Annotated in this window: 12 protein-coding genes; 1 reads left to right on the forward strand and 11 read right to left on the reverse strand. The window is 47.4% G+C overall.

Annotated elements, in window-relative coordinates; genetic code table 11:
• From lptG to CUN67_RS29115, 7 genes are all read right to left on the reverse strand, one after another.
• A complete protein-coding gene (gene lptG / locus CUN67_RS29085; protein ID WP_208719052.1) occupies nucleotides 1-1080 on the reverse strand; it encodes an LPS export ABC transporter permease LptG in 1080 nt (359 codons plus the stop codon).
• A complete protein-coding gene (gene lptF, locus CUN67_RS29090; protein ID WP_208719054.1) occupies nucleotides 1077-2147 on the reverse strand; it encodes an LPS export ABC transporter permease LptF in 1071 nt (356 codons plus the stop codon). Before lptF ends, lptG begins: the two co-directional genes overlap by 4 nt.
• A gap of 19 nt (nucleotides 2148-2166) precedes the next feature.
• The gene (locus CUN67_RS29095) at nucleotides 2167-2730 is read right to left on the reverse strand and encodes a YtfJ family protein (protein ID WP_208719056.1); all 564 of its coding nucleotides are present in this window, start codon (nucleotides 2728-2730) and stop codon (nucleotides 2167-2169) included.
• Between the two features lie 40 nt (nucleotides 2731-2770).
• Entirely contained in the window at nucleotides 2771-3589 is an 819-nt protein-coding gene (locus CUN67_RS29100; protein ID WP_254711455.1) for a hypothetical protein, read from the reverse strand.
• Nucleotides 3590-3603: 14 nt separating this feature from the next.
• Nucleotides 3604-4941 (reverse strand): lipopolysaccharide biosynthesis protein, encoded by a 1338-nt coding sequence (locus tag CUN67_RS29105; protein ID WP_208719060.1) that lies wholly within the window; start codon nucleotides 4939-4941, stop codon nucleotides 3604-3606.
• A gap of 316 nt (nucleotides 4942-5257) precedes the next feature.
• A complete protein-coding gene (locus tag CUN67_RS29110; RefSeq protein ID WP_208719062.1) occupies nucleotides 5258-6034 on the reverse strand; it encodes a hypothetical protein in 777 nt (258 codons plus the stop codon).
• Between the two features lie 12 nt (nucleotides 6035-6046).
• Nucleotides 6047-6808, reverse strand: coding sequence for a hypothetical protein (locus CUN67_RS29115; RefSeq protein WP_208719064.1), 762 nt, complete (start codon nucleotides 6806-6808; stop codon nucleotides 6047-6049).
• A gap of 321 nt (nucleotides 6809-7129) precedes the next feature.
• On the opposite strand from CUN67_RS29115, the gene CUN67_RS29120 reads away from it, so the two are divergent.
• On the forward strand, nucleotides 7130-7861 hold the full coding sequence (locus tag CUN67_RS29120; RefSeq protein WP_208719066.1) for a dTMP kinase: 732 nt from the start codon (nucleotides 7130-7132) through the stop codon (nucleotides 7859-7861).
• 64 nt (nucleotides 7862-7925) lie between these two features.
• Here the strand turns inward: CUN67_RS29120 and spt are convergent, their stop codons facing one another.
• From spt to CUN67_RS29140, 4 genes are read right to left on the reverse strand one after another with little or no spacing between them, the layout of a single operon-like run.
• On the reverse strand, nucleotides 7926-9107 hold the full coding sequence (spt, locus tag CUN67_RS29125; protein WP_208719068.1) for a serine palmitoyltransferase: 1182 nt from the start codon (nucleotides 9105-9107) through the stop codon (nucleotides 7926-7928).
• Entirely contained in the window at nucleotides 9094-9354 is a 261-nt protein-coding gene (locus CUN67_RS29130; protein ID WP_208719070.1) for an acyl carrier protein, read from the reverse strand. Before CUN67_RS29130 ends, spt begins: the two co-directional genes overlap by 14 nt.
• Nucleotides 9355-9374: 20 nt before the next feature.
• Nucleotides 9375-10289, reverse strand: coding sequence for an NAD-dependent epimerase/dehydratase family protein (locus tag CUN67_RS29135; RefSeq protein WP_208719072.1), 915 nt, complete (start codon nucleotides 10287-10289; stop codon nucleotides 9375-9377).
• A complete protein-coding gene (locus tag CUN67_RS29140; protein ID WP_254711456.1) occupies nucleotides 10286-12022 on the reverse strand; it encodes a fatty acyl-AMP ligase in 1737 nt (578 codons plus the stop codon). Before CUN67_RS29140 ends, CUN67_RS29135 begins: the two co-directional genes overlap by 4 nt.
• Nucleotides 12023-12229: the final 207 nt, after the last annotated feature.

The raw sequence follows: 12229 nt of genomic DNA on the forward strand, positions 1-12229 counted from the left end.
TTAATGCAGTTGGTCAAACCGATAAACCAATCCTAGCGCAATAACCAGCCACAGCACCGGCAGAGTCAAGGCCGTAAGCACAGCATTGAGTGATAATAACAGGCCTAAATTGAGTGTGATTTGATAGCTAATATAAGTCAGTAAGCCAACAATCACCGCGATGGCTAATCGGCTCCCCATACCCGGTGAACGGGGATTACTAAACGTGAAGGGAACGGCCAGTAAAATCATCGCCAAAATCAAGATCGGGCGCCCCAGTTTCTGCCATAAGGCAATCCTGAATTCTTCGCTGGGTTGCCCGGTGTTTTGCAGATATCGGATATAACGCTGTAGCTGAGTGATAGAAAAACTTTCACCCGGCATAGTAAGTTCAGTCAGGCTCATCCCATCGAATATCGGAGTCCATTGCAGACTGTCTCTGCTTTGCGTGGTTTCTTCCCCATTTTGCCAGGCTTTCTGATTAACGTTGTGCAGCATCCACATACCATTGCTCTGAATAGTGGCTCTCGCAGCATAAACATAGGATTCCAGCGACAGGTCCGGTTTATAGTGGAATATCTCAACGCCAACCGGTTGCTGATGTTCATCTAAGGTTTTGACCGTGACATATTCATCGTATTTTCTTGCCCATAAGGCATTAACCGCGCTATCTGTTTGACCAGAGTGGGCGATAGCCGCGCGTTTCAGTTGTAGCGCCTGCTGTTGCAATGGCGAAGCGACCCATTCATCTAATGCGCCCAATGATAAGGTCAGAAAGATGCCAGAACTTAAAACTATCATTGAAATGCGTAAGATGGATAAACCGGCGGAGCGGATAGCGGTCAATTCCAGACTTTTAGAAAGTTGTCCCAGTCCGACTATCCCACCTAACAGAGCAACGAAAGGGCCGAGATCGATTAACGTTCTTGGCAGCGTCATTAACACCACCATCAATGCCTGTGACCAGCGATAGCCACCCGTGCTGACGTCTTCGAGTTCGTTGATCAGATTAAAAGTGCTGAAAAGGGGGATTAACAATCCCGCGGCGGCGGCGAAACCGATAAATACATTACGTACCAGATAGCGGCTGAAAATATTCATCGAAAAAATCTCTTCAGCAGAGACCGTTCGTGAGCAATGAACAGCAATACAACAATCAACATGATGACAGGAACCACCCAAAGTCCAGGTATGGCGGCCAGGGAGCGATTAGCAACCAGGGTGCGGGTAAGATTTCCGCCATAATAAATAGCCGTAAACATAATCGTCAGCGGGAGCAGGGTAGCAAAACGGCCCTGACGCGGTTTAATTTTACTGAGAAAGATGGCAATAAAAGCCATCAGAATCGCGGTAATGCCACGGCTTTGTCGCCATTGCAGTTCAGCAATATCGCCAGGATCGGAAGAACGAGCTAACTCGGCGACTGAGGCGGATTTGCGACGAACCTCCAGGTTCTGAATAATTGGCTTAAGATCCATCTTCAGGTTATTAAAGGTCTGTCTTTTATCAAATGTCCCGGTCCGATCCAAAACATACGAAGTACCGGAACGTAGCATCACTGAAGGACTTGAGGGTGAGGGATCAATCACATCGACCGAATGTGCGCGATATACGCTGGTATTACCGCCAGAATTGGTATAAATCAGTGCGTCAGTCAGATGGTTTTCATCTTTGTCGATGCGTGATGCCAGCACCATTCTTCCGTCATCGCTGGTGTTAAATTTATTTGCCTGGAAGTGGCTAACATCCAGTTCGGATTGCGATTGCTGTTCCAGTTGATAAATTTTTGCATAAGCCCAGGGCCTGCCATACAGAGACAGAACCGTAACCAGGATGCCCAGAGGAACGGCGAGCACCAGCACGGAATTATAGATTTTTGTCGGGGAAGCACCCGAAGCAAATATAGCGGTGATTTCTGAATCGTTATAAAGCTGGCCCAATGCAACCGCGATTGACACATATAAGCCAATGGGCAGCAGCATTTCTAATGCGATGATGACCTTATAGAAAACCACATCAAACACGACGCTCAAAGCCAGAGTGCCGTTCGCAGCTTCGGTCAGATAACGCTGCGAAGAATAACAGGCAAACATGAAAATCAAAAAGCCAACAATGATCATCACTAAGCGGCCGATTTCAGTAATGATGTAGCGTTCAATCAGGTACATAGACGAGGGTAATCTCCTGTTATTTGTCTTGTTCAATTAATTGACCCAGCAGATTGATCACATGATTAACTTCTTCAGGGCTTAGTGAACCATCTTTTGCCCATTGCACATGGCCATGTTTATCCAGCACGATAATCGTTGAACTCTCTTCCGGGAGATCCCATGCTTTTCGTGCTAACCCGTCACTGTCGACGATAAATTGCGCCCACGGATAGTGTTTTTTATTCTTTTCTATTTTTCCGCGGACGAAGAAACCTGACCCTGGAATGGCATCATCAGTATTAACAATCGTGGTCGGCTGAAACCGGTCTTCAGGAAAATCTGCATCCTTAACTGCCGTGATCAGCATTGAGTTTTTCTTCTTTGCCGATGTGCGACCTGCAATATACTGAACGACGCGCACTTTTCCCGCCAGTTCCGAACTATCCCAGCGCTTATAACTGAAATCCGAGTCGTCAAAAAGTAATTCACCACGGTCGGTGATGTTAACCCTGGGGACAGATTGGCCATAGACAAAGTTATGTGCTGACACAAAGAAAGGACACCCAAGAAGTAGAATGGCAACTAATCTTCGTAACATCATTTGAGTATCCTGTCCTGGGGTAAACATCACTGAGCCGCAGTTACATGGGGTAACTGGTAAGCAGCACTTCAAGACGCTGGCGAATATCCACATCTAACGCGGCTGGCTCATCATAAGATCTTTTGCCAGAGAGCTTATCCGCGACCATCTCATCATGCTTATCGCCCATTAACCCGTTGATTGCAGCGAGGAAACGGGACATCCGGAAGGCTTCAACATTATCCTGATCAATCGATCTCAGCGTGTCGTAGAATGAGACTTGCTGGCTGACAATTTTACGAACATCGTGAAATTGCTTGCCGGTTAATTGGGTATTCGCGACCAATGCGCGCAGTGCACGCATTTGCTCCTGACGATAGGCAATAAAACCTGTTTCCGTTTCCAGCTGGATATGACGCAGCGAATAACGCACTAACGACCAAACCGGTTTGCTGAGAAAAATACGCAAAATAAAGCCATAATATTTAAGGTTAGCTTTATTGCCATTACGAAATGCGTCCTGAAAATGCCCCAGCATAACGGTGGTGATATGGAAAAGACGACCTGACTCATGCGCTTTGCTGTAGAGACGCTGGGCGAAACGTAAATGTTTATAACGAGCGCGAATGTATTTATAGCGCATCCGCACCGTGGTTGATAAGTCAGGATTCTCAAGAAAAGCGTTGACCAGACCGACCAGTTCTTCACGGGTAAATCCGTCTTCCCAGAACTGAAGACACAACGCATAGTTATCCCTGATTTTGTCCGGAGAACATTGTAGATCAATCAGTTGTGGCAAACTGATATCGGCATCGACAATGTCATCTTCTTCAACCGCAGTAAATAACAAATCAATGGTTTTAGCGGAGAACTTAGTCATGTGGTTATCGTCAATCATGTATTACTCTCTCTGGGGACATTGAACCCCAGCGAATAGCGTTTACGGTAAGCGCTTAATGTTGGGATCAGGGACGAAAGAACATCTAAGCATTGCCCACCAAAGTAGGCAAAAGCCGCCCCCTGAACGCCAAATATATGAGAAAGCACAACTAAAAGAACTATATAAGAGGCAGAAGCCAGCGTCTGTGCGATGAGAAATGCTCGTTGCTTACCGGCCATAAACAGCAGCGATTCCTGAGGGAATCCCAGCATGGAAACGATGATTGCACCCAGCATAATCTGGATGAGATCGTAGGCTTCCAGATATTTGTACCCGAAAACAAATGAGATCAATGGCTTACCAACAGCCACGACTAAAAGTGCCACGGCAATGCCAATCGCACCGGCTAATAAAGCAGAACGAAGTCCAAGTAACCACGGCTTGTTGGTTCTTGGATCTAACCGCATGATTTCCGGGTAAAAACTCTTTTCCATCAATTTTGCGGGCGTACCGGTCGCATCAAAGAACGTCATCGCGATTTTGAATAATCCGGCCGCAGCAGGTCCTAAGACCACACCCACCAGCACCGTACTACAGGAATTTCGCGCGGCCCAAATGGTATGCGCAAAGTTGGTGGTCCAGACAAAATTCCAGGCACCTTCAATGCGACGTGCTGCTGAAAATAACTCTGGTTTCAGGGCATGTTGAATATTTCTGCGTTTTAACTCGCGGCCAGCAAACCACCAAAACAGAGAACCACCGATTAAGTTTGCCGCATACCATGTAATGACAAAGCCGGGGAATCCCAAATTGAAATAATAAGAAACCACGCTGCCAAGTGCCTGGAGAAAAGGTTTAATAGCTTGCTGAACCGCAATCAGATCGAAGCGGTTAAAGGCGCGTAAAATACCAGTTGGCGTCGATGACGTCATCGATGGAATTAATGTGCAATAAAGAATGGCGAGCCAGAAACTTTTTTGATCTAATCCCAAAGCCTGTGACAGGAAGGGCAAAAGGGCCATCCCGCCGATAATGGCAATAACGCTGCTGGCGATATCCAGTCCAAATGAAAACTTAATGACATCGCGGAAACGTTGGGTATTGTTGTGTTCAAGTGCAGGCGTGCCAAACTGTACAACAAATTGCCAGGTCTGGAACTTGATAAAGTCACTGACGGCTTTGGTGTATGCCTGAATGACGACCAGCACACCAAACATTTCCGGAGACATGCCTTTACCGGCACAGGAAAGGGCGAGCAAACCGAGTAATGCACTCGCTACACTGCCGGAACCAAGATACGCAGCGTTACGCAGGATGGTACGAAACGCGCCATCGGTAAACCAATGTTTCATGGTAAAAATCCAGTCGAACTCACCACATTGCTATCATCCGCTAAGCGGGCACAGGCCGCCTTGCATGCATATCAGACATCCTATAATACTATGCCTGAACAGGGTGAAGTGTGAATATATTCTATTTAGATAACAATGAAACCAGCATCGTCGTGTTGCTCCGGACGAACCTTAAATCATCAACTAAATAACCGCATTATGTTCGCCTGCTTCCATCTGTGCGAACAAAAAACCAGGATGCACATAGCTGAGCAAAATACACCTTTTTACGCTGCTGCTTTTGCTAATGCATGCTTTCCACCATAAGGATGTTATCTTATGTTTCTGGCGCATTAACGTTATAAATACTGACATCTTTGCGATCCGATGCTGCTGCGATGGCAGAAATATTTTTCATCGCTTTTTCAAGCACTTCTTTATAAGGTGAACGGGAGTCGATCTCAAGGATACGAGAGCCGTTATAACGCAACTTCACCATGGATGATATTTTATCCTGCAACTCTTCATAGCTGTGATCGGGCTTACGGGAATAAGCAGTCTCGACATCAATATCCAGCCGGATAATAAGTTCAGGGCGAAATTTCGCCATTTCCTGATATAAACGTTGCTCACTTTCAGCCAGACGTTTTATCAATTTACTTTTTGCCCGTTCAACACCAATGCCGGGTCCATCATAATAGAACCCTGAAATTTCCGCCTGGGGATAGCGATCGCTTATTACCAGCACACCACTTTCAGCCAGTCGCCGCACTTTGTGAAGATTAGCCCTACGCCATAATGAAAACCCGTACATGATCAACGCGGCCCAGAGTGCAGGGGACTTATTACTCATCCGCTGCGTTTTATCAGATTTGGCCGCCAGACGACGCTCAAGCCATACGCCTAAAATGGGCAGGCGTTTAATTTTGTCGCCTTGCTCACCTGAGATTAACCCTAAATAGCGTCGCTCAGTGACCCATTGTTTTTGCAGATTTTTGACTAAATCAGCCGTAAGGGTGGATTTCCCCGTGCCATCGCTGCCTACGACTGCAATAAGTCCGGCAATGTAAGGCTCAGGTTGTTTACTTGCGATGTCTGATTTATCTGTTTGCATATTATTCAAAATTTAAATGATATCGGAGGGCTGAACATTTTTCGATTTGAGCAACGTCTGAACCGCCTGTATGGATTCATCAAGAATCTTACTTGCAGGTTCTCTGCCATCCAGATCGAGTATGTTTGCACCGTTAAAATTCAGACGGGGAATAACAGCAATCTTTTCGCGCAACGCGTTAATATCGTGATCGGGTTTGCGTGAATAAGCTGTCTTCTCATCAATATCCAGTCTTATCAATAGCATAGGCTTATAAGATGCCATCCACTGATAAAGTTTTTCCTCTTGCTTTCTTAATGCGCGCACCCATCTGTTGCCGCCAACGGTTTTTGCCAGCTGAGGACCGTCGAAACGAAACCCGGCGACTTCGGCCTGAGGATAGCGATCGGTAATCAACAATTGACCCTGTCGGGATTTTTTTAACATTCGTTTGAATTTGAAAACACGCCAGCAGGAAAGTAAGAAAATCACCAGCGTGGTGGCATTACCGGGAGGTGTTGAGGGTTTCTCATGGACGCGGTCTGATTTTTTTAATAAATAGCGACCAAAAGGACCACCGATAATTGGCAGATCACTGATCCATTCACCGATTCGACCTGATGACTGACCAAGATAAAGTAATTCCGCGGGTTCCTGCGATGCCAGTTGTTCCACCAGGCTGGCAGCCAGCGTAGATTTTCCAGAACCATCACACCCTGTTATCGCGATAACGCGCACCGGGTTGAGATTAGGAAGAGGGCTTATCTGATGACTCACAATAATAAATCCAGCCATAAAGAAACTATTGTATTCTATTTCTGATTAGGTTCAAAATGTTTATCCTCCCGAATACTGATAATTTTTTCATTGCACCTGACAAGGATTCACGAATCGTATTCAGGTCTTCTTATTTTGTGCTGATTGACACTATTTCTTTGTCCGAATCTGCTGCTGAAAATATCACTGATATCTGGATGGTGACAAAACCGGTAATGTTTAGTCTTTAGTGCTTTTTTTGATTTTTATAATCGATGAAGTGGGAATTGGCATTGACTGGCAGGCGACTTTTTAATCCGGAAGTGGTATATTTTTCAGGTCTTACAAGAGAGTTTAAACATGAATTCAGAGCATTCTTCACCGCTTATTGCGGTTATTGGTAGTGATGGTTCTGGGAAGTCTACTGTTTGTGATCATCTTCTCACCTATCTGCAAAATTATGGACCTGCCGTCAGGGTTCATCTCGGTAAACAAGCCGGTAACGTGGGGCGGGCAGCCTCTCAACTTCCTTTGATTGGCAACATGATCGGCAAAAAAATCGAGCAAAATACAAAAAAAGTGCGATCCAAAAAAGGGCGCATGAAGATGCTGCCTTCTTTAGTGATCTCCTTCTTTGTAATAAGACGATTATTACGTTTTCGTCGTATGCTGGCTTTTCGCAAACAAGGATTAATTGTTCTCACCGATCGTTTCCCGCAGGCCCAGATACCGGGTGCTTACGATGGTCCAGCTTTTCCTGAAAATAAAGAAAGTAATCGTTTTATTAAATGGCTGGCGAGACGTGAAAAAAAGGCATTTCAGTGGATGGCTGACCATAAACCCGATCTGGTCATCAAGTTAAATGTTGATCTTGAAGTTGCCTGTGCAAGAAAACCCGATCATAGCCCGGAAGCACTGGCACGGAAAACGATGACCACATCACTGCTCACTTTCGAAGGTGCGAAGATTGTGGATATTGACGCTAACCGCCCACTTGATGAAGTTTTACCCGCAGTCGAAAAAGCGGTGGCGGCATTTATGCAAGAACACGGTTACGTTTATATGGATACTGCCAGTTCTGTCACAACTTAATAATCATCAGAAACGCTATTTCTCTATTAAATAGCGCCGTTCGCCGGCGCTATTTTTTTTAAAGTCAGGCTGACTTATTTTTTAACGCAGCAAACGCCTGAACAATAGTATCGATATCCTGATCGCTGTGTGCAGCATTGACACTACAACGTAACAAAGTGATACCCGCTGGTGCCGCAGGGGGTAATACCAGATTGACATACACCCCGTTGGCAATCAGGTCACGCCAGAAACGCAGGCCGTCTTCTTTTGATCCAATCATGACCGGAACCACCGGACTAATGCGTGGGCCTAATTCATAGCCCAGTTCTGCCAGCCCATGATAGAGACGATGTGCATTTTTCCACAGCTTTTCACGTAATTCCGGATGCTGGGCGATTTTATTTAATGACGCGCGAACCGATGCAATGATGGATGGCGATGGGGAAGCAGTGAAAATGTAAGGACGGCTGCTGTAGCGCAATACTTCCATTTCCTTATTGCCGACGGCGAATCCACCGATTGAAGCCAGGCTTTTACTGAAAGTCCCGAGGATGATATCGACATCCTGTTCAACACCCAGTTCTTCTGCCAGACCGCGACCATTGGCTCCCATCACACCAAATGAATGGGCCTCATCCACTAACAGATAGCCACCCAGGCGTCGTTTGATATCGACAATTTCCACCAACGGCGCAACGTCACCCAGCATGCTATAGATGCCTTCGACAATAATCAGCGCTTCTTTTGCGCGCTCACCCAGACGAACCATCCGACGCTCAAGGTCTTTAGCATCATTATGGCGGAAACGAATAATTTCAGCGCCGCCGAGGGCACAGGCATCATAGATACTTGCGTGGCTGTCCGCGTCAATTAACACCACGGAACCGGGAGTGGCGAGGGTGCTGATAACGCCGAGGTTTGCGGTATATCCGGTTGAAAATACGATAGCAGTGGGGCGATCAAAATACTCAGCGAGTTCCTGCTCCAGCTTCAGGTGTGAACCGTAGCTGCCATTTGCCATCCTGGACCCGGTAGTCCCGGTACCCTGAGCGGCCAATGCCGCCTGGCCTGCAGCGATGGCGTCAGCATTGAAAGTCAGGCCAAGATAGTTGTTGGTCCCTGCCAGCACGATCTTCTGGTTGCCAATACGGCCTTCGGTCGCTGAGTAGATTTCATCAATGCAGGTGCCAAAAGGGTTCAGGCCTGAGGTCTGAAATTGCTCGCGCTCGCCTGCCAGGCGGGCAAATTTATCATACAGACCCATTAGCTTTCTCCAGATGCGGCAGCAGAGCGACCAGCAGTTGTTCAGGTGTTCTGACATCCAGCAGGATATTGATCGGGATGGAAATATCGTATTCATCTTCCAGCATCATCAGCAGGTCGAGGACACGAATCGACTCCAGCCCAAGATCATTGACCAGGTCACTATCCGGTTTAACTTCAATTCCACCTTCGACCATGCTTTGCAGGCATTCGAGGATGTAACTCATTACGGCATCACGATTTAGCATAGGAACTCAACTCAAGCTGTTTAAAACTGGCCTTCACGCAACGCGCGTTCCAGACTTATTTTAGGTAACCAATTAATTTGTTCGGATAAGAATGTATTGCTTGCCGACCAGTCAGGATGTGTCAATTCACGGATCTTACTGTGGGTCAGCATGGGTTCTTTTCTGGCGATGCGATTAAACAGGATGGAGATGTCCGCCAGGGTATTGAGCAACGGCAGGGGAATCCCGATTAACCGCACCGGCCCTTTACGCACGGAAGCACCAATCTGTTGCAGGCGCGTCCAGTTATAGCCTTCAGCATCACCATCGCAGAGTTCACAGGTATAACTCTGCGGCGTGGTACTCAGTAACCATTGGCTGACGGCTTCAGCCAAATCATCCACATGTATAAATGACAGCTTTGCCTCTGGTGCACCGAGCCGGGGAAGCACACCACGTAACATCCAGCTAAATAACGGCTTCAACTCTTTATCACCCGGTCCGTATACGGCTGTCGGACGAAATATGCCGAGTGAAATCGCCGAACGCATGCTATTCAGCTGCTGTTCAGCAACATATTTAGAATTTGCGTACCAGGAGAGTTCCGGGTGGCGAGCTGCCAGTGAGGACATAAAAAGGAAACGCTTGCAGCTGCCACTTGCCAGTGCAGCCTGCATCAGGTTCAGGCTGCCAGTAACGTTACAGTGAATAAATGTTTCTTCGGTATGCCCCCGGACCTGGCCGGCACAATGGACGATATATTCGGCACCGCTGACGAGTTCGTCTAAAGCATTCTTGTCTTCAAGTGACCCGGTCACCCAGGTCAATTTATCCTCAGAGACTTTCAATGCGGAGCGGGTTAAAGCGCGGACAGCAAAACCGTGGGACAGTAAATTTCGGACGATATGTTTACCAATAAACCCCGTCGCGCCCGTTACTGCCACAGTGACTGTCATTGTGCTAAACCTGCCAATTGCCCTGGTATCCCGAGTAATTCAGCCAGGTAACGTTTCTTCGCTTCCGCACGCGCTGGCTTGCCAGAAGACGTACGGGGAATACTATGAGGCGGCAACAATTCAATATTGGCGGTTACACCAAATTCACTCTGGATTCGCCCGGTAAGTGAATGAACAATTTGTTCACGACGTTCTTCAGACGATACACGGCATTGAATCTGCAAAATAATTTTTGCACCTTCATCATGCTCGTCAGTCACAAAAGCGATGGCATCACCTGAACGAATTTCAGGCTCGGACTCAGCCACATATTCAATATCCTGCGGCCAGATATTGCGACCACGGATGATAATCAGGTCTTTTTTACGCCCGGTGACAAACAGGTTGCCGTCCAGCAGATAACCTAGATCACCGGTATCCATCCAGCCAGTGGCCTTAATTTGTTCCTGCGAAGATTTATCCCGGAAATAGCCGCTCATCAGGCTGGGACCGGAGATAAAGATGTGACCAACCTGGCGTTCCGGCAGCTGAGCACCTGCTTCGTTGCGAATTTCGATACGGTGACCAGGAAGTGCCTTGCCGCAATTAACAAAGGAAGAGATGGCGCGGGTATTTTTGCCTGGCGTCACCGCTTTTCCCTGGTATTCCAGAATATCACGATCCACCTGGTCGACCGCTGAACTGGTGGCTTCATCGAAGAAGCTTACTGCCAGCGTATTTTCAGCCAGACCGTAGCAAGGCATAAAGGCTTTGCGATCAAAATTGATTTTGCTGAAATGGTCGCTGAATTGATTCAGCAATTCTGCCGGGATTGGCTCAGCGCCCATGCCCGCCACACGCCAGCTTGAGAGATCCAGCTCCGCCAGCTCTTTTTCATTGCTGCGACGTAAACATAAATCGTAGCCAAAGGGCGGCGCGACAGAGACGGTTCCGCGGTTTTTGCTGATGAGCTTCAGCCATTGCATCGGGCGCATCGCAAAGTCCTGAGTGCGCAGATAATCAACTGAAAGCTGAGTGGCTACCGGGGTCAGCAGGAAGCCGACCAGACCCATATCATGGTAGAAAGGTAACCACGAAACGCAACGATCTCCCGCACGCAGTTTGATGCCATCATGGCTAATCACCTGCAGGTTAGCCATCACTGAACGTTGTCTGATGATGACGCCACGAGGAAAACGCGTACTGCCCGACGTGTATTGCAGGTAGGCAATATCGTCCGGTTGCGGCAGCGATAATTCAACATCCTTCTCAGCCAGCGCGTTGAAATCTTCATTGCTGAGAATGTGAGGCGGTGGTGCATCCATGGCGGCAGATTTAATCAACGGCACCCATTCTTCACTGCTGATAATGGCCGCCGGATGACAACTACTGATTAAACCCTGGAGTTTTGTGATATATGAAGCACGCTGTCCCACGCCCATAGGAATGGCTAATGGCACCGCTACTAAACCCGCATATTGACATGCAAAAAAAGCTTCCACAAAACCAACACTGGTTTCAGCGATAAGGGCGATACGATCGCCTTTGCTGAGATTAAGTGATAACAGGCGTCTGGCTCCTGCCATCGCACGTTGCTTAAGTGTGTGATAGTCCAGTGAGGCAATCAGTTGGTTGCGGCGATCGTAGAAGTTCATTCCTGTACTTCCCTGCGCAGCATAATCCAGAGCTTCCACCAGGGATGGGAAGTCGGCATAACGCATAGGAAGAGAATGAGTGGAACTTGTTTCAGACATATACAAATTAGCCATAGATTCAAAATCACAGAAGCACCATCAACCTGTTATAAGGAGGCCGAAAGTTTAAATGTGAGTGTGTTTTAGAAAAATGTTACTCAATCACGTTAGCTTCACATTCAGTGCATACAGCAGTTTACGCGTCTCCGTGACGACAGGCGGGATTGATTAACTGTCTTGATTGCGAAGCTTTGCGTTGAAGGCCCT

The organism is Pantoea cypripedii, from assembly GCF_011395035.1.
Lineage (GTDB): Bacteria > Pseudomonadota > Gammaproteobacteria > Enterobacterales > Enterobacteriaceae > Pantoea > Pantoea cypripedii_A.

What these genes read in the sequence shown, in the direction of transcription:
- CUN67_RS29105 (WP_208719060.1), bottom strand. Translation starts at nt 4,941, where the DNA reads ATGAAACATTGGTTTACCGATGGCGCGTTTCGTACCATCCTGCGTAAC.
- CUN67_RS29110 (WP_208719062.1), bottom strand. Translation starts at nt 6,034, where the DNA reads ATGCAAACAGATAAATCAGACATCGCAAGTAAACAACCTGAGCCTTAC.
- spt (WP_208719068.1), bottom strand. Translation starts at nt 9,107, where the DNA reads ATGGGTCTGTATGATAAATTTGCCCGCCTGGCAGGCGAGCGCGAGCAA.
- CUN67_RS29140 (WP_254711456.1), bottom strand. Translation starts at nt 12,022, where the DNA reads ATGTCTGAAACAAGTTCCACTCATTCTCTTCCTATGCGTTATGCCGAC.
- CUN67_RS29115 (WP_208719064.1), bottom strand. Translation starts at nt 6,808, where the DNA reads ATGGCTGGATTTATTATTGTGAGTCATCAGATAAGCCCTCTTCCTAAT.
- CUN67_RS29120 (WP_208719066.1), top strand. Translation starts at nt 7,130, where the DNA reads ATGAATTCAGAGCATTCTTCACCGCTTATTGCGGTTATTGGTAGTGAT.
- CUN67_RS29095 (WP_208719056.1), bottom strand. Translation starts at nt 2,730, where the DNA reads ATGATGTTACGAAGATTAGTTGCCATTCTACTTCTTGGGTGTCCTTTC.
- CUN67_RS29135 (WP_208719072.1), bottom strand. Translation starts at nt 10,289, where the DNA reads ATGACAGTCACTGTGGCAGTAACGGGCGCGACGGGGTTTATTGGTAAA.
- CUN67_RS29130 (WP_208719070.1), bottom strand. Translation starts at nt 9,354, where the DNA reads ATGCTAAATCGTGATGCCGTAATGAGTTACATCCTCGAATGCCTGCAA.
- CUN67_RS29100 (WP_254711455.1), bottom strand. Translation starts at nt 3,589, where the DNA reads ATGACTAAGTTCTCCGCTAAAACCATTGATTTGTTATTTACTGCGGTT.
- lptF (WP_208719054.1), bottom strand. Translation starts at nt 2,147, where the DNA reads ATGTACCTGATTGAACGCTACATCATTACTGAAATCGGCCGCTTAGTG.
- lptG (WP_208719052.1), bottom strand. Translation starts at nt 1,080, where the DNA reads ATGAATATTTTCAGCCGCTATCTGGTACGTAATGTATTTATCGGTTTC.